Annotated in this window: 17 protein-coding genes; 9 read left to right on the forward strand and 8 right to left on the reverse strand. The window is 62.8% G+C overall.

Features of this window, described 5'->3' with window-relative positions; all coding sequences use genetic code 11:
- Positions 1-273: 273 nt before the first annotated feature.
- Positions 274-1,719: an MORN repeat-containing protein gene (locus ACR0AO_RS11020; protein ID WP_480603346.1), complete on the reverse strand. Its 1,446-nt coding sequence runs from the start codon at positions 1,717-1,719 to the stop codon at positions 274-276.
- 160 nt (positions 1,720-1,879) lie between these two features.
- Between ACR0AO_RS11020 and ACR0AO_RS11025 the strand changes: the two genes are divergently transcribed.
- The 4 genes from ACR0AO_RS11025 (at position 1,880) to ACR0AO_RS11040 (ending at position 6,730) form a co-directional block, all read left to right on the forward strand.
- Positions 1,880-3,538 (forward strand): NAD+ synthase, encoded by a 1,659-nt coding sequence (locus ACR0AO_RS11025; RefSeq protein WP_480603349.1) that lies wholly within the window; start codon positions 1,880-1,882, stop codon positions 3,536-3,538.
- Positions 3,539-3,788: 250 nt separating this feature from the next.
- Positions 3,789-4,340 carry a hypothetical protein gene (locus tag ACR0AO_RS11030; RefSeq protein WP_480603351.1) on the forward strand — a complete coding sequence of 184 codons (552 nt, stop codon included), beginning with the start codon at positions 3,789-3,791 and terminating at the stop codon, positions 4,338-4,340.
- A gap of 287 nt (positions 4,341-4,627) precedes the next feature.
- Positions 4,628-4,816: a hypothetical protein gene (locus ACR0AO_RS11035; protein ID WP_480603353.1), complete on the forward strand. Its 189-nt coding sequence runs from the start codon at positions 4,628-4,630 to the stop codon at positions 4,814-4,816.
- Between the two features lie 582 nt (positions 4,817-5,398).
- On the forward strand, positions 5,399-6,730 hold the full coding sequence (locus ACR0AO_RS11040; RefSeq protein ID WP_480603355.1) for an NAD(P)/FAD-dependent oxidoreductase: 1,332 nt from the start codon (positions 5,399-5,401) through the stop codon (positions 6,728-6,730).
- 6 nt (positions 6,731-6,736) lie between these two features.
- Here the strand turns inward: ACR0AO_RS11040 and ACR0AO_RS11045 are convergent, their stop codons facing one another.
- Positions 6,737-7,669: an MBL fold metallo-hydrolase gene (locus ACR0AO_RS11045; RefSeq protein WP_480603357.1), complete on the reverse strand. Its 933-nt coding sequence runs from the start codon at positions 7,667-7,669 to the stop codon at positions 6,737-6,739.
- Positions 7,670-7,788: 119 nt separating this feature from the next.
- On the opposite strand from ACR0AO_RS11045, the gene ACR0AO_RS11050 reads away from it, so the two are divergent.
- Both ACR0AO_RS11050 and gltX read left to right on the forward strand, forming a co-directional pair.
- Positions 7,789-8,223, forward strand: coding sequence for a DUF1801 domain-containing protein (locus ACR0AO_RS11050; RefSeq protein WP_480603359.1), 435 nt, complete (start codon positions 7,789-7,791; stop codon positions 8,221-8,223).
- A 115-nt stretch (positions 8,224-8,338) separates the two neighbouring features.
- Positions 8,339-9,664 (forward strand): glutamate--tRNA ligase, encoded by a 1,326-nt coding sequence (gene gltX / locus ACR0AO_RS11055; protein WP_480603360.1) that lies wholly within the window; start codon positions 8,339-8,341, stop codon positions 9,662-9,664.
- Positions 9,665-9,757: 93 nt separating this feature from the next.
- On the opposite strand, the gene ACR0AO_RS11060 is transcribed toward gltX, so the two are convergent.
- Positions 9,758-10,327, reverse strand: coding sequence for a gamma-glutamylcyclotransferase family protein (locus tag ACR0AO_RS11060; protein WP_480603362.1), 570 nt, complete (start codon positions 10,325-10,327; stop codon positions 9,758-9,760).
- A 94-nt stretch (positions 10,328-10,421) separates the two neighbouring features.
- On the opposite strand from ACR0AO_RS11060, the gene ACR0AO_RS11065 reads away from it, so the two are divergent.
- Positions 10,422-10,889 carry an RrF2 family transcriptional regulator gene (locus ACR0AO_RS11065; RefSeq protein ID WP_480603364.1) on the forward strand — a complete coding sequence of 156 codons (468 nt, stop codon included), beginning with the start codon at positions 10,422-10,424 and terminating at the stop codon, positions 10,887-10,889.
- 17 nt (positions 10,890-10,906) lie between these two features.
- On the opposite strand, the gene ACR0AO_RS11070 is transcribed toward ACR0AO_RS11065, so the two are convergent.
- Together ACR0AO_RS11070 and ACR0AO_RS11075 are read right to left on the reverse strand one after the other, a co-directional pair.
- Positions 10,907-13,435: an ABC transporter permease gene (locus ACR0AO_RS11070; protein ID WP_480603366.1), complete on the reverse strand. Its 2,529-nt coding sequence runs from the start codon at positions 13,433-13,435 to the stop codon at positions 10,907-10,909.
- Positions 13,432-14,127: an ABC transporter ATP-binding protein gene (locus tag ACR0AO_RS11075; protein WP_480603368.1), complete on the reverse strand. Its 696-nt coding sequence runs from the start codon at positions 14,125-14,127 to the stop codon at positions 13,432-13,434. Before ACR0AO_RS11075 ends, ACR0AO_RS11070 begins: the two co-directional genes overlap by 4 nt.
- Positions 14,128-14,178: 51 nt before the next feature.
- On the opposite strand from ACR0AO_RS11075, the gene ACR0AO_RS11080 reads away from it, so the two are divergent.
- Together ACR0AO_RS11080 and ACR0AO_RS11085 are read left to right on the forward strand one after the other, a co-directional pair.
- On the forward strand, positions 14,179-14,817 hold the full coding sequence (locus ACR0AO_RS11080) for an arylesterase (RefSeq protein WP_480603370.1): 639 nt from the start codon (positions 14,179-14,181) through the stop codon (positions 14,815-14,817).
- A 6-nt stretch (positions 14,818-14,823) separates the two neighbouring features.
- A complete protein-coding gene (locus tag ACR0AO_RS11085; RefSeq protein WP_480603372.1) occupies positions 14,824-15,441 on the forward strand; it encodes an SOS response-associated peptidase in 618 nt (205 codons plus the stop codon).
- A 6-nt stretch (positions 15,442-15,447) separates the two neighbouring features.
- Here ACR0AO_RS11085 and ACR0AO_RS11090 read toward each other — a convergent pair whose 3' ends face one another.
- From ACR0AO_RS11090 to ACR0AO_RS11100, 3 genes are all read right to left on the reverse strand, one after another.
- Positions 15,448-15,984: a DUF4329 domain-containing protein gene (locus ACR0AO_RS11090; RefSeq protein WP_480603374.1), complete on the reverse strand. Its 537-nt coding sequence runs from the start codon at positions 15,982-15,984 to the stop codon at positions 15,448-15,450.
- A gap of 27 nt (positions 15,985-16,011) precedes the next feature.
- Positions 16,012-16,566, reverse strand: a complete 555-nt coding sequence (locus ACR0AO_RS11095) for a L,D-transpeptidase (RefSeq protein ID WP_480603376.1) — start codon at positions 16,564-16,566, stop codon at positions 16,012-16,014.
- 61 nt (positions 16,567-16,627) lie between these two features.
- On the reverse strand, positions 16,628-17,011 hold the full coding sequence (locus ACR0AO_RS11100) for a hypothetical protein (protein WP_480603377.1): 384 nt from the start codon (positions 17,009-17,011) through the stop codon (positions 16,628-16,630).
- Positions 17,012-17,097 lie beyond the last annotated feature (86 nt).

Here is a 17,097-nt window from a genome sequence, read left to right on the forward strand (position 1 = left end):
AGCCACTTGGCGCGCGGGCGTCCTCCTCTGAGCGGGCGCGCCGACGGGCACGCTCAGAGGCGGATTAGGATCAGTAGGCCGCGCAGAATCGCGCCACGGGTGGTGGTGGCGGCTGAAGGGATATCTGCGCGGTTGATCATGAAGCAGAGTTTATACAGCCATCAACGAGAATGGGAAGCGCCAATTTGACCGAAATTTACTCTGATTCGGCCGCAAGCCGCCCCTCAAACTCCCCGAAGCAATTGTGACCGCAAAGATGCGAAGGGCCCAGTGCTATTCGTTTTGCGCCGCGCCCTCAACCGGTGCGGATTGCGGTGCGGGCTCGTCGTTCTGCACCAGCGCGCCGTTTTCCCAGGTGCCGCTTTCTTCCTGACCGTCGGAATAGCGCATCCTGCCTTCGCCCTGGCGCTTGCCGTTAAGGAAGCTGCCCTCGTAGATGTCGCCATTGGCATAGGTCGCGGTGCCGATGCCGGTGATCTTGCCCTCGGTCCATTGGCCGGAATATTTGAATCCGTCCGGCATCACGATCCCGCCCTGCCCGTGGCGCTGCCCGTTGGCATACTGGCCGGTATAAACCGACCCGTCGGGATAGGTGGCCTTGCCCTCGCCATGGCGCAGACCGTTGGCCCAGTCGCCGTCAAACCGATAGCCGTCGGGATAGGTCATCACGCCCTTGCCGTGATTGCGGGCGTTGCGGAACTGGCCTTTGTAAACGATGCCGTTGGCATAGACCGTGGTGCCATCGCCTTCGATCACCCCGGCAATCCAGTCGCCGTCATAGCTGGACCCGTCGGGATAGGTGATCTTGCCCTTGCCCTCGGCCAGATCGGCCTGGAATTCGCCGACATAGATCGAGCCGTCCGGATAGGTCATGCGACCTTCGCCCTCGATCTGGCCTTTGGTCCAGTCACCGGTGTAGCGGAAGCCGTCCGTGCCGACGAAATTGCCCTGACCGTGGCGTTGATCATCCAAAAAGTCGCCTTCATAGATGTCGCCGTCCGCTCCGATGGTTTTGCCTTTACCTTCGCGGCGGCCGACCCGAAATTCGCCCTGATAGACATCTCCGTTGGGGTAGGTCAGTTCTCCGCTTCCGCTCATCTGGCCATCGGACCAGTCGCCGGCATAGGATACGCCGTCGGAAAACTGCACGGTGCCCTTGCCGTGCCGCGCGCCCGCGCGCACGTCGCCTTCGTAGACCGAGCCGTCGGCATAGGTGAACTTGCCCTGCCCGTCCTGCTGTCCGTCGACCCAGTCACCTTCGTAGACATAGCTGTCCGCGACGCGCAGCGTTCCCTTGCCATGATGCAGGCCGTTCCTGAATTCGCCCTCGTACTGGCTGCCGCTCGTGAAAATGGCGAGGCCCCTGCCATCGAAGACACCATCCTTCCACTCGCCTTCATAGGTGCCGCCATCGGCGTAGACGATCCTTCCGGTGCCATGCGGTTTGCCCTTGGCAAAATCGCCCTCGTAGATAGAGCCGTCGGGAAAGCGCGCGGTGCCCTTGCCTTCGATCTCACCTTCGACCCATTGGCCGTTGTATTCATAGCCGTTGGGCAGGCGATAGGTGCCGTTGCCGTGTTGCAGCCCGCCTTTGAACGTGCCCTCATAGACGCCGCCGACATCGTCCTCGGTCGTCAGGATTTGCCCTTCCTGCGCCCATGCGGATCCGGCCAGCGCCGCGAATGCCGCCGTTGTCATTGTTTTGCGGATCGAGACCATCGCTGCCCCTGCTTGCCTTGTTTGCACCAAAAAACCACTGCTCGGTGGGACGGAACTTAAAATACCGGCGATGGCGGGGCAATGTCTTTTGCCGCAATGGCCTTTTCCTCGGGGCGCGATCTGGTAAATGGCTTGGAATGGATGAGAGCAGGGGGGCGTCATGGCCGACCGTTTCCGTATCACGCTGGCGCAGCTCAACCCGGTGGTTGGCGATCTGTCCGGCAATGCCGACAAGGCGTTGCGGGCTTGGGAGGAGGGGCGCGCGGCCGGGGCCGACCTTGTGGCCCTGCCCGAGATGTTCATCACCGGGTACAACACGCAGGATCTGGTGATGAAGCCTGCGTTCCACGAGGCCGCGATTGCAAAGATCCAGACCCTGGCCACGGAATGCGCCGATGGTCCGGCGCTGGCGATCGGGGGGCCGTGGGTCGAGGACGGCAAGCTTTACAATGCCTATCTGATCCTGAGGGGCGGCAAGATCGCCAGCAGGGCGCTGAAGCATCACCTGCCGAACGAAACCGTGTTCGACGAGGTGCGCATCTTTGATGCCGGGCCGCTGGGCGGGCCATATTCGGTGGGCAATACCCGTATCGGCAGCCCGATCTGCGAAGACGCCTGGCACGAGGACGTGGCGGAAACGCTGGCGGAAACCGGGGCGGAGTTCCTCCTGATTCCGAACGGATCACCCTATTTTCGCGACAAGTATGATGTCCGGATCAACTACATGGTGGCCCGTGTGGTCGAGACCGGTCTGCCGCTGATCTATCTCAATATGGTCGGCGGGCAGGACGATCAGGTGTTCGACGGCGGCACCTTCGCGCTCAATCCCGGCGGCGATCTGGCGTTGCGGATGCCGGTTTTTGACGAGGCGATCGCCCATCTCGATCTGGAGCGCGGTGACGAGGGCTGGCGGGTCGCACCCGGAGGGATCGCGCCGTTGCCCGACGAATGGGAACAGGATTACCGCACCATGGTGCAGTCGTTGCGCGACTATATGTCCAAGACCGGGTTCGGCAAGGCGGTGCTGGGCCTGTCGGGCGGGGTCGATTCGGCGCTGGTGGCGGCCATCGCGGTCGATGCGCTGGGGGCAGAAAACGTGCGCTGTGTCATGCTGCCGTCGGAATATACCAGCGCCGGGTCGCTGGAGGATGCCGAGGCCGTGGCGCGGGCGCTGGGGGTTCAGTACGATTATGTGCCGATATCCGAAAGCCGGGTGGCGGTGGAAGCGACGCTTGCGCCCCTGTTTGCCGACCGGCAGCCGGACATCACCGAAGAGAACATCCAGTCGCGCCTGCGCGGGCTGCTGTTGATGGCGATATCGAACAAATTCGGCGAGATGCTGTTGACCACGGGTAACAAATCCGAGGTCGCGGTGGGCTATGCCACCATCTATGGCGACATGAACGGGGGCTACAATCCGATCAAGGACCTGTACAAGACCCGCGTGTTCGAGACCTGTCGCTGGCGCAACGCCAATCATCGCGGCTGGATGAAGGGGCCTGAGGGCGAGGTGATCAGGCCCTCGGTCATCGACAAACCCCCAAGTGCCGAGCTGCGGGCGGATCAGAAAGACAGCGACAGCCTGCCGGACTATCCGGTTCTAGACGCGATACTGGAAATTCTGGTGGATCAGGACGGCTCGCTTGCCGATTGCGTGGCCGCCGGGTTCGAGCGCGAGGTGGCACGGCGGGTCGAGCATCTGCTTTACATCAGCGAGTACAAGCGGTTCCAGTCCGCCCCCGGCGCCCGCCTGACCCGGCGGTCGTTCTGGCTGGACCGGCGCTATCCCATCGTCAATCGCTGGCGCGATCCGGGCTGAAGTCGATATTCAGCCGCAGTTACGCCTTAATTTAGCCATTTATGCGGCGAAAATGTCGGGTTGCAGGCGGGATTGCCGCTAGCAGGGTGATTCAATTCACGAAATTCATGCGTATTGTTTCCGCCCTCGATGAAGTAGCGGTGATTTGGCCGAGCATTTGGGGGAATGCGAGGGGTCAATGTTGGAAGAGTTTGACAAACCGATTCATACCGCGCCGAGGCTGGACTCGATGCGGGGTGAAGAGCGGAGTTTGGATGAGAAAAGAACGGATGCCGCGATCAACGCGATCCTGAGCGGCAAGGCGCTTGAACCGGTCGAAGAGGGGGACGGCTGGATCAGGCCGGCCGACACGACGCGGCCCGGCAAGGACGCCGCAGGATGGAAGATCGGGTTGATCGGACCGATTCCCGTGCGCAAGAACCGGTACGAACCGACATGGCCGCACGTATTTATCGTGACGGTTGTGTTGATCGTGCTGTGGCGCCCATTGCTGTTGCCGTTGCTTGCGGCCTTGTTTTTGGCTGTATTTCTAGTGTCGTACTGGACGCTGGGTCACGAGCGTGCGGTCGAGTTGGCGGAGCAGGGGATGGTTTGGCTTGAACGCAAGCGCCCGGATCTGGCGGATCGGCTCAGGCAGCGGCTGGCCCGTCTGTCGAAAGCCGCGAACCGGATCGTTGGGTTTCTGCCGGAACGCTGGGTCGAGGGGCTGTACCTGCCGGATTTCGAGCCGGTCGAAGATCTGCCGGAGAAAATGCGGCACGACCCGTTTGACCGGTTGAAAGGAGACGGGTCCAATCGGTGACGCGGGCGAATTGCCTTATCAAGTCACCAGACCTGGCCAGACACGAAATGGGCGGCCGAGGCGACGCGGTTGCCTATTGTTTTTGAAACAATTTGTTTCCAGAGCATCGTTAAATTGCCACATTTATGACACAATTAAGCGCCATTTTGGCCTCAACTGGGGCGGAATTGACGTATTTTGAGTGGCGTAGCCACATGTCTTAATTCCTCGAGCGTACATAAGTTTTTGAATTCCGGGATTGAACCCGGAAGGTATCGAGTATTTTGGGACGAGTGTTTGGTGGTGTGATGGTAAACGGTTATGACAAGCCTCTCCATTCCTTGCCGGAATGGAAAATGATGCGTTCTTTTGGGTGTAAGTTCGACGAAATCGGCATCGACAAAGTGATCGCCAATATTCTGGGGGACCCACACAACAAACCGCGCAAGAGGGGGCGCCCGCTTTGGTTGGGTGAAAAATGGCGGGTCGCAGAGTGATGCCGCGATCTGCGTGCGTGCAAGTAGCGGGCTGACGAGCCGAGGGGGAATCGGCGGTGTCTTTGGGGCGACATGTGAGTGGTGCCCCAAAGACACAAGTCAACGGGGATGCCACGCATCTTTCCAGGTCAGAAAACATTTTTGGGCGTCTTTAGGCAAATGAACGCCAACGTCACTGGCAGGATTGCGCCGCATTGCGCATGAGGTCGGCCAGCCCTCTTTTCTTCGGTAACGTACTTGTTATGTGCAGGCGTAGAAACCCGCTGCATTGGGGCTGCCATGAAACTAAATGCTTTGGAAATTGTATGTATCCTGTTGGCCAGTTCCTTGGCCGCAGCTGCTTTTATTGGGGCAATTCACGCCCTGTTGACGGCGGTTTAAGCCGAACTTTCCGATCTCAACCCAACGGAGCGTGGTTGTGATCCCTCAGAAAGACCATCGTTGAAAATACGGCGTGCCGCCGAGAGGATGACCGGGCGGCCACAGTTCCGGGGTGAGGAGCCGGCCCGGAGCCAATTTCGCTTTCTTCGGCCGGCAAAGCCGGACATCAATGAGGCTGATGAATCTGTATTTGAGCCATTGATGCCCGGCCCCAAGCCCACTTCGTTCGAATCCGATCTGGCCCTTCCGAAAAGCGTCGACGCCGTGGTGATCGGGGGCGGCATCATCGGCACGTCGACCGCCCTCGAACTGGCGGACCGTGGTGTATCCGTTCTGCTGTGCGAAAAAGGGCAGATCGGAGCCGAGCAAAGCTCGCGGAATTGGGGTTGGGTGCGGCTGGGGATGCGCGACCCCCGCGAGATCCCGCTGATGCAAGCGGCGCGCGAAATCTGGCAGGGGCTGGACGAACGGCTTGGCCGTCAGACCGGATACAGGCAGGCGGGTATCGTCTTTGCCGATTCGGGGCGGCGCGGGCGTGACCGGCAAGAACGTTGGCTGACGCAGGTCGAGGGCTTGCAGACCGGGGCGCGTTTGCTGGGCAACGCTGAACTTGCCGCATTGATGCCGGGTCACAGCGGGACGATCACGTCGGGTCTTCATATGCCACAGGATGGCCGGGCCGAACCGCAACTGGCCGCGCCGGCCATTGCCGAGGGGGCACGGGACCGGGGGGCGGCAGTGATGTCGAATTGCGCGGTACGCTCGGTCGATGTCGAGGCGGGGCGCGTCGCCGGGGTCGTGACCGAACGGGGGCGGGTGACCTGCGACCGCGTGGTGCTGGCGGGCGGGGCGTGGTCGCGGCTGTTTGCCGGTAACGCCGATATCTTTCTGCCGCAACTCAAGGTTCTGAACACGGCGATGCGAACCTCTCCGGTCGAGGGGCTGCCGGAGACCGCGTTCTGGTCGGATGACTTTGCCATGCGCAAGCGGGCCGATGGCGGGTATTCCATCGCATCCGGTCATGACAATATCGTGGATATCGTTCCCGACAGTTTCAGGCTCGGCCACCGCTATCTGCCCGCCCTGTGCCAGGACTGGAAATCGTTGCGGTTCCGGGTGTCACGCCATTGGGCCGAAGAGGCCCGGCAAGACCGGTCATGGCTGCCCAGCGACGTCACCCCTTTCGAGCATTGCCGTGTCCTTGACCCCGAGCCGTCATGGCGGGTGGTGCGCAGGGCCTGGGCCAAGGCCTGTCAGGCGTTTCCGGCACTTGCCTCGGCCGAGATTGTGCAAAGCTGGGCGGGGTATATGGATGTCACCCCCGACGCGATTCCAGTGATCTCCGAGGTGAACGATTTGCCGGGGATGTTCATCGCCACTGGGTTTTCCGGACACGGGTTTGGCATCGGACCGGCGGCGGGGCGGCTGGCGGCCGATCTCGTGACCGCCGGCACGCCCTGTGTCGACCCGCATGAATTCCGCCTGTCACGATTCACTGACGGATCGCGCGTGCGCCCTGATCCGGGCTATTGATCCGTCTCAGCCCATCATCTGATAGCTGACGGGGACAAAGCGGAATCCGTCGCCCCGTGGCTCCACGTAACCTGCGGCCGGGAAGGGCATGTGGTAACCGATCATCGGAACGCGGTCCGCCGCCAGCATGCCCAACACCCGCCGGCGCGAGGCCGTGGCCGCCGCCTTGTCGACGTCAAAGCTGCCCTCCCATTCGGGATGGGCGAAGGACCACACATAGTGATTGGCAAGATCCGCCGTTAGCACCAGGCGCTGGCCCCCGTTTTCGATATGATAGGCCATGTGGCCGGGCGTGTGACCGAATGCGGCCATTGCGGTGATGCCCGGCACGATCTCGCCGCCATCCTCGGCAAAGGTGATCCTGTCGGCCAGGGGGGTGACATTTCGGGCGACCAGATCACCGACGCGGTTGCCTGCCTCCATCCCCGACCAGAAGTCGTACTCCTTTGCGGCGGTGACATAGCGGGCATTGGCAAAGGTCGGGGCGTCGTCGGTTATCAGGCCGCCGATATGGTCAGGATGCATATGGGTGATGACCACCACGTCGATCGCGTCCGGGCTGGTGCCGGCTGCGGCCAGTGCCTTGTGGATTCCGCCCTGACCGAGGCCGGTATCGAACAGAACACGTTCGGAGCCGGTATCGATCAGGGTCGGGGTAAAGAAGAATTGCGCCGAGTCTGCGGAAATGAAGTTTTCCGCCGAAACGCGGGCGAATTCCTCGTCGCTGGCACCGCCGCCAAAGATCTCCCGGACGCCATCGCGGGGAAAGCTGCCGTCGAGAAGAGCCGTCACCGAAAACGTGCCCAACCTGAAGGGCCGGGTGATGTGCGTTTCGCCGGCGGCGCTGTCTTCCACAGCCAGTGCCGGTTTCGCGGTTGCAGCCAGCGGCAGAGCGGCAGCGGCGCCCAGCGCCGACCGGCGTGACAGTTTCAACGCCATGGATCGAACTCCCTGAAGATCGAATTTATGCGGAAAAGCTAGGGCGTTTGCGGGGCGGGGCTATTGTGCGGGAACGCAGAAGGGATGTGCAGCCGCGCGGAATGCTGTAGAAATGGGCCGTGGCGAAGGCAGACAACAAAACCGTTCCTACCGGTGAGTCGGTGAAGGCGTTTCTGGCGGGTGTGGAACCTGCCCGCCGGGCCGAGGACGCGCGCTGTCTGGACCGGTTGTTTCGCGAGGTTACCGGATTTGAGCCACTGATGTGGGGGGCGTCGATGGTCGGCTATGGCCGGTATCACTATGTCTACAAGACCGGGCGCGAAGGCGATTTCCTGGCCACCGGATTTTCGCCGCGCAAATCCGCGCTGTCGATCTACATCATGCCGGGATACGCGGATTTCGGGGAAATTCTTGCCCGGCTGGGCAAGCACAGGATCGGCAAGTCCTGCCTTTATGTGAACAAGCTGGCGGATATCGACACCGATGTGCTGGCCGAGCTGATCCGGGCGGGGTTGAGGGATCTGGCGGCCCATTGGCCGGTCGAACCGACCTGAGTCGTATTATCTTTTCGAGCATATCCCCGCCGGAGGCACGCACCGGAAGGGCGCGCTCAGTCCCGCTGGACAAAATGCCGCCCATGTGACAAGAGCCGCGCAACAGGAGACACCCATGACCACCACCCGTTTCGCCCCGTCGCCTACCGGATATATCCACGTTGGCAACCTGCGTACCGCGCTGATGAATTACCTGATCGCCCGCAAGGCGGGCGGCACGTTCATCCTGCGTATCGACGACACCGACCCGGAGCGGTCGAAGGAAGAATATGTCGATGCCATCAAGCAGGATCTGGAGTGGCTGGGCCTGCACTGGGACCGGATCGAGCGTCAGTCGGACCGGCTGGACCGCTATGCCGAAGCCGCCGACAAGCTGCGTGAGATGGGGCGGTTCTATGAGGCGTTCGAGACGCCGACCGAGCTGGATCTGAAGCGCAAGAAACTGCTGAACATGGGCAAGCCGCCGGTCTATGACCGTGCCGCGCTGAACCTCAGCGAGACCGAGAAAGAGGCGCTGCGCGCCGAGCGCGGCAACGGCGTTTGGCGGTTCAAGCTCGATCATGAACGGATCGAATGGACCGACGGCATTCTGGGTGACATCTCGATCGACGCCGCCTCGGTTTCCGACCCGGTGCTGATCAAGGCGGACGGGCAGGTGTTGTATACGCTGGCCTCGGTGGTGGACGACACGGAAATGGGCGTGACGAATGTCGTGCGCGGGTCCGACCACGTGACCAACACCGCCACCCAGATCCAGATCATCAGGGCGCTGGGCGGCACGCCCCCCGGCTTTGCCCACCACTCGCTGCTGACCGGACCGCAGGGCGAGGCGCTGTCGAAACGTCTGGGCACGCTGGCCCTGCGCGACCTGCGCGAGCAGGGAGTTCAACCGATGGCGTTGCTGAGCTTGATGGCGCGCCTGGGGTCCTCGGACCCGGTTGAAATGCGAAACGACATGGCGGAACTGATCGACGGGTTCGACGTGACTCGGTTCGGCGCCGCGCCGACCAAGTTCGACGTGCAGGACCTGTTCCCGCTGACCGCGAAATACCTCCAGGCACTGCCTCTGTCCGAAGTGGCGGATGCGGTGGCGGTGGCGGGCGTGCCCGCCGATCTGGCCGAACCGTTCTGGCTGATGGCGCGCGAAAACATCACCACGCTGAACGATCTTCAAGGCTGGTGGGAGCTGTGCCGCGACGGCGCCGAGCCGCTGGTCGACGACGAAGATCGCGCGTTCATCGCCGAGGCGATGGCGCTGTTGCCCCAAGGCCCGTATGACGGGGAGACTTGGGGTTCGTGGACCAAGGCAGTCAAGGAGGCCACGGGCCGCAAGGGCAAGGGATTGTTCATGCCGCTCCGCAAGGCGATCACCGGCATGGAGCGGGGGCCGGAAATGGCCGCGCTGTTGCCGTTGATGCAGGTGATCCGCGCCCGCGGTTGAGTGAACGCACCCGTGCGAGCGCGTGCCTTCGGCGAGAGTATTATTTGAAAAGATGAAGGGGGGCGGGGCGCGCGGGCACCCGCCCTTTTTTCGTCAGGCGGTCTGGATAATTTTTGCCGAGATCGCCCCGAGTCGGTCGTCGACGAATTCGCTCTCTTCCGGGCGGAGTTGCTGATGGCGGGGATAACGCGGCTCGGCCCGGTCATTCAGGATCGGTGCCTCCCACCCGTCGGTGGTGGCGAAGAAACGGTCGGCGCCGTCCGGCCCATAGGCGCGCAGATAGCCCTGGATCACCACATCGATATAGCTGAGCAGGATCGGATAGCGGTCGGACGGCTCGGAATGACGGTGTTCCGGCACGGCATAGACGGCGATCTCGACCGCGCCCTTCAGCGGGTGCGCGATGGCATGGGTGGCGGGGATCCGGTCATAGGCCCATTCGCGTTCGTCCAGCGCGGCCCAGTCGTTTTTGGGCACATGGGCGATCATGCCCTCGATCTCGCTGTCCTGAGCGGGGATGGCGGTCAGAAAGGCCACCGGGCGCAGATCGGTGTGCCGCCAGGCCCGCCGCCAGCCCCGCAGCGTGGCGGGTCGTGGGTCTGGAAAATCATGTGTCGCGAGGTTTACGAGGCTGCCGTAGCCAAAGAAATAGGGATCTTTCATCGGATTGGTTGTCATGTGAGCAATTGATGTATGTCAAACAGTTTTTTTCGGGCATGTGCAATAAGTCTCTATCGTGAAATCCGAGGAGGAACACATGCGCATTACCAAAAGGACGAATATTGCTGTCCGCCTGCTGATGTATTGTGCCGCGCATCAGGACCGGCTGGTCACGAAATCCGAGATCGCCGAGGTGTGCAATATCTCCGAAAACCATTTGGCGCAGGTGATCAATCAGTTGAGCCAGTTGTCGTATCTGAGTACGCAGCGTGGCCGGAACGGAGGGATGTCGCTTGGGCGGCCCGCAGACCAGATTCGGATCGGTGAAGTGTTCCGCGATGTCGAGGGCAATCTTCCGATCGCCGAGTGTTTTGCCGATGCCGACAATACCTGTCCGCTTACGGACGCCTGCCGGTTGCGGCTGGCGCTGCGGGACGCGGCTCAGGCGTTTTATGCGTCGCTGGACGATATCACGCTGGATGCGCTGGTTTGCGACAACGCGGATTTGCTGAAAATTCTGCAGCCGGTGGCCTGCACACGCCAAAGCGTTTTGAGCGCTGGCTGAACCGGAGCCACTGGAGGTCAGTCATTGGCCCGCAGGACATGCGCGGGGCGGGCCGAGAGCGGCCGCCAGGCAAAGATCAGGCCGGCGGCGAGGGTGACGGAGATGCCGGTGCCAATGATGGCGACGGCAGAGGACCAGATGACGGCGAAATTCGTATCGAACACGTAGGTGGCGACGGCCCAGCCGCCCAGCATTCCGGCGGCCAGCGCCACGATGCCGGCGGCCGCGCCAAGAATGGCCGCGCGCAAGGCGAAACTGAGCAGGATGCGGTGGCGGGTGGCTCCAAGTGTTTTCAGGATTGCGGCCTCGTGCCTGCGGGCGGGCTCGCCCGCCGCGGCGGCGCCGATCAGCACCAGAAACCCGGTCAGAAGCGAGACCCCCGCGCCATATGAGGTGGCGGTGGCCAACCCGCCCAGCAGATCAGATACGCGGTCGATGGCGTCGCGGACCCGGATGGCGGTAATGTTGGGAAAGCGCGCGGCGAGATCACTCAGGATCGCCGCTTCGGCCTGTTCGTCGGCATAGACGGTAGCGATGAAACTGTGCGGTGCGGCGGCCAGGGCCGAGGGGTTCATCGACATGATGAAACCCATGCCCGCCGTCGAAAAATCCACTTCGCGGAACGAGGTGATTTCGGCGGTGATATCGCGGCCCAGGATATTGACGGTCAGCATGTCGCCAAGGGCGAGCCCCATTTCCGCGGCCTCTTCGGCAGCGAAGCTGACGAGGGGCGGGCCGGAATAGTCCCGAGGCCACCACTCGCCGGCGGTCAGGCGAGTTTTCGGCGGCGGCGTATCTGAATAGGTCACCCCCCGGTCGCCGTGCAGAACCCAGTGATCGCCCGCGACGTCACGGGCAGGTTTTCCGTTAATCCGGGTGATGATACCGCGCAGCATGGGCGCGCTTTCCACGCCGCTGACAGCAGGGTCGCTGGACAGACGCCCGGAAAAGTCGGGCATCTGATCTTTCTGGATATCGACGAAGAAATAAGAAGGTGCCACGTCGGGCAGGTTGCCCGAGATGGCTCGGCGCAGGTTGCCGTCGATCTGCCCGACCGCCGCGAGAACCGAAAGGCCGAGGCCAAGGGACAGTACGACCGGGGCGGCCCCCTCGCGCGGACCGGATATGGCGGCCAGCGCCCAGCGCAGGACGGGGCGGCCCCGTGCGCCCGGCAGGGCGAGGCGGGCAAGCGACCGGATGCCAAGGGCCGAGGCGGCCAGCAGGATCAGCGCACCAGCAAGACCGCCTGCCGTCCAGAGGGTCAGTAGGGGAGCGCCATTGAACGTGGCCGCCAGTCCGACCAGCAAGGCCAGCGCGAAGGTGGTTGCTAGCAGGTAGCGGGCGCGCGGCAATGTACGGGACGCCGACAGGGCGTCGCGAAAGAGGGCGGCGGCGCGGATGTCTTCGGTGCGGGCCAGCGGCCAGAGGGTGAAGACGAAGGCTGCGATCAGGCCATAGAGTGCGGCCTCGAACAGCGGTGCGGGGTAGAGGGCGAAGGCCGCCGGAACCGGCAGGCGGGCCTGCAGAAGCGGGGCCAGCAGAACGGGGGCGAGGCCGCCCAGCAGCAGGCCGGTCAGGATGCCGAGGAGCGAGAGCGCGCCGATCTGCAGGAAATAGGTTTGAAAGACCGTAGCGCGATCTGCGCCGAGCGTGCGCAAAGTGGCGATGGTGGCGGTCTTTTCCGTCAGATAGGCGCGGACGGCGGCAGAGACGCCGACGCCGCCCACGGCAAGGCCGGACAGGCCCACGAGGATCAGGAAAGCTCCGAGCCGGGAAACGAACTCGGCAATGCCGGGGGCGCCGTTGCGGGCGTCGGTCCAGTGCAGGCCGGCGTTCTGAAAGGTGCGTTTTGCATCGCGGGCGGCCGCTGTAAGGTCGGTGCCGGGGGGCAAATCGAGTCGGTATTTGGTGGAAAACAACGTGCCCGGCTGCAACAGGCCCGAAGCGGCAAGGCTTTCGGTCAGAACCAATGTGCGCGGACCAAGGGCGAACCCGTCGGCCGCGCCGTCGGGTTCGTGGGCAAGGGCGGCCATCAGGATGAAATCCTGCGTACCGAGCCGGAACCTGTCGCCCGGTTGCAGCCCCAGCCGGTCGATCAGGACACGTTGCATGACGGCACCGGGCAGCCCGTCGCGGCCCGCCAATGCTTGCGGCAGGGCCATGTCAGGGGACAGGCGGGCGGTGCCGACCAAAGGATAAGCAGCGTCAACGGCCTTGACCTGCGTCAGCGCGCGTTCGGCTTCTTCGCCCCGGCCCACCACTGCCATCGATCGGAAATCGACGACCTCGGACACCGCGTCCGCCCTGGCGTTCATCCAGGCGCGTTCGGTGTCGGTGGCAAAGCGATAGGTGAATTCCAGTTCGGCATCGCCGCCGAGCAATGCGGCCCCCTCACGGGCCAGCCCCGCCTCGATGGCCGCGCGGACCGATCCGACGGCGGCGATGGCTGCGACGCCAAGCGCGAGGCAGGCGAGGAAAACACGGAACCCCTGCAACCCGCCGCGCAATTCGCGCCGAGCGATGCGGGCGGCTTGTGGCAGGCTCATTCGGCAGCCTCGCTTTGGGTTTCGACGTCGACGCGACCATCACGCAGCCGAATCACCCGGTCGCAACTATGTGCCAGCTGGTGGCTGTGAGTCACCAGTACCAGGGTTGCGCCATGCCGGTCGCGCAGACGGAAAAGCAGGTCGATGATGGCGTTGCCGTTGGCCTCGTCCAGATTGCCGGTGGGCTCGTCGGCCAGAAGGATCTGCGGCCGCGGGGCCGAGGCGCGGGCAAGCGCGACTCGCTGCTGTTCGCCGCCTGACAGCTGCGCCGGGTAATGGGCCAGACGGTGTGACAGGCCAACCGCGTCAAGCTCGGCCTCGGCGCGGGCAAAGGCATCGCGGTGGCCGGCCAGTTCCAAGGGTGTTGCGACATTCTCAAGCGCCGTCATGGTGGGGATGAGGTGGAAGTTCTGGAACACCACGCCCATATTGTCCCGCCGGAACCGGGCAAGACTGTCCTCGTCCAGCCGCGTCAGATCCCGTCCCAGAGCGGTGATCGACCCACGCGTTGCCTGCTCCAGCCCGCTCATCAGCATCAGCAGCGATGACTTGCCCGACCCGGATGGACCGACAAGGCCAAGGGTCTCGCCACGCTGCACGACGAGGGAGATGCCGTGCAGGATATCGACGCGTCCGGCATTGCTTTCCAGCGACAAAGAGGCATCTTTGAGGATAAGCACGGGGTCGGTCATCGGCTGGTCCTTGGCGTCGGGTATCTGTTTCGATATGGAGCCAAATCGCACATGCGCAAGATGTTAACCGCTGGTCTGCTGGTTGCAATCTGTACCTCTGCCGCCGCCGAAACGGTGGTTGTCGCGGCGCTTGGGGATTCGCTGACACAAGGCTATGGCCTGATCGAGCAGGAGGGGTTCGTGCCCCGGATGCGCGACTGGTTGGCAGAACAAGGGGCGGATGTGCGTCTGATCAACGCGGGGGTGTCGGGTGATACCACGGCGGGTGGCGCGGCGCGGGTCGAATGGGCGCTGACGCCGGATGTGAACGCGATGATTGTGGCGCTGGGCGGCAATGACATGTTGCGCGGCATCGATCCGGCCGAGGCGCAGGCCAATCTGGATCATATCCTGACCGTCGCGGACCGGGCCGGGGTCGAGGTGCTGCTGATCGGGCTGGAAGCGCCGGGCAATTTCGGGCCGGACTACAAGGCGGCCTTCGACGCGATCTATCCCGATCTGGCCAGGAGCCACGATGCTTTGCTGGCTACGGATTTTTTCGCGGGGCTGGAGACGGACGACCCTTCGGCCATCCGGCAGATGATGCAGCCCGACGGAATACATCCCAACGCCAGGGGCGTCGTGGCCATTGTCGAAAATCTTGGCCCCCATGTTCTGGAACTGGTGGATCGCGCCACCGCCGCGAGGTGAAGCGCTATGCCGGGCCGCCTGTTTCTCACCATGCCGGTTGCACAGGTGGCGCAAGGCCTTGTCGTGCCGGTCGGGGGGCTGGGCGATGAGGCGCCGCGCCGCAACATTCAACCGGGACAACCAATCGTCGTGCTGGACAGGGATGGGTTAAGGCGGATGCGCTGGGGGATGATCCCGGTCGGGCGGGTCAATGCGCGCGGGCGTCCGGTGATGGAGACGATCATCAACGCGCGTTCGGAGACCGTTTTCGAGAAATCGGCCTTTGAGGGCGTCGGCCGCGCGGTGGTTCCCGCGAACGGCTGGTATGAATGGACCGGAGAAAAAAGGCGCAAGACCGCGTGGCGGATTTCGGATGCCGAGGGCGGGTTGCTGTATTTTGCGGCCATCACCGACCGGTGGCAGGCCTCCGCCACCGTAGCCGTGGATCAGGTTGCCATTGTGACCTGCAAACCGAACAATGATGTCCGCCCCATTCATCACCGGATGGGTGTTCTGCTGGAGGCACGGGATATTCCGATTTGGCTGAACGGGCCGGATGGGCAGGCCGGGAAACTGACGCGCCCCTGGCCCGAGGGCCGGCTGATGATCGAGAAGGCAGAAGGCGTGGACTGGACGGCCCCGTGACAGCGTTCAGTGGGTGTATTCCAGTTCCATCAATTCCTCATGCGTGTAGGTCTGCTTGATGATGCCATCGTCGCCGGGGCGAAAACCGGGGTCTTGTGGCAAACAAGCCAGACCACAGATCTGATAGGTGATCATGGCGCTGCTGTTGATGTACCAGAGCCGCCCGCCTGGAGTGGCGACATAGCCGTTGACGCCCTCGTCGCGGTCTGCCTCCAGGTCCAGAACGGTCGGAATCTCGGCCGGTGTATAGGCGTCATAAGCCCCATGCGTGTGCAGCGAGGCAATCGGGGTGAAACCGCTTTTCGGCAATATCGGCGTACAGCCGTTTTCGTCACCGCGGGTCATCACGGTAAAAGCCAGATGCCCGGACGGGTTTCTGCCCAGATATCCGCAATACTCGAACCTGACGGCAAAAGACAGATGCTGAAGCGGCTCAAAGCGGGATCTGACCATCGCAACCTCGGATGCGGGCGGTTCGTATGGTGGCGCGGCCAGACCTGCTCCGGGCCAGATCAAACAGGCGATTGTCCACATCCGGATCATGGCCCTGGCCTCTCTGCTGTGCCAGGATCAAACAACGGTTACAACCGTACCGATAGGCACCCTTTCATACAGATCGATGACATGTTCGTTCAGCATCCGAATGCAGCCGTTGGAAACCGCCTGACCGATGGTCCGGGGCTGGTTGGTGCCATGGATGCGGAAATACGTGTCTTTGCCGTTCTGGAACAGATACAGCGCGCGCGCGCCCAGCGGATTGTCGGCGCCGCCCGGCTGAACGTAGTCGTTATTGGCGAATTTCCCGTAGGCTACCGGGTCGCGCTCGATCATCTCCTGTGTGGGGCGCCAGGTCGGCCATTCTTTCTTGACGTCGATGGTCGCGGTTCCGGTGAACTCCAACCCGGCCTTGCCCACGCCACATCCATAGCGCATCGCCTTTCTGGGTTCGGTTACGTAGTAGAGGTAAAAGGAGCGTGGCACGATCAGCAACTGGCCGGGCAGGAACTGTTTCTTGATCCTGACGACCTGCGGTACCGGATCATACTCGACCGCTTTCCTGGCGACGGCAGCACCCGGAACAACGCCGGCGATTGCAGCGGCAAGGAATGCGCGGCGGGAAATCATTTCAAACCCCTTTCCAACAACAAAACCAATAAGTCCAGTTTCGGCGGCAGGCCCGTGCCGGTCAATCCGTCTTGCGGGAAAAACAGAAAAGTGATGCAGCGGTTGCTGTTGTCAGGGCACAGGCAATTACCCAGCCGAAATACCAGACCTGTCCCGCAAGCATGTCTTCGGCATAAGAGGCGGCGAACCACATCTTGCCGCCCTGCGCGGCCAGAAACGCCGCCAGCGCAAAGAAAGCGAACCCCATCAGTTGGACCATGCGCGGGATCGACAGGACCCATGCCACCCCGACCAGCGCAAGGCCGATGGGCAGGCCGACCCAGATTACCTTGTCCGCCCACCATGGATGCGCGCCGAGTTCCTGCGGCAGCGAGATCAGGTGAGCAAATCCAGCAAGGGTCAATCCGGAAAGGGCGGGCAAAAGAGGGTGGGCGATTTTTCTCATGATTTAAACTTGGGCGGCTGTCGGTGAATGCGGAAGTCTTCTGACAGCCTTGTGATAGGTGGATCGTCTCCACGGTGAACCGGTAT

The organism is Ruegeria sp. AF8 (assembly GCF_056541825.1).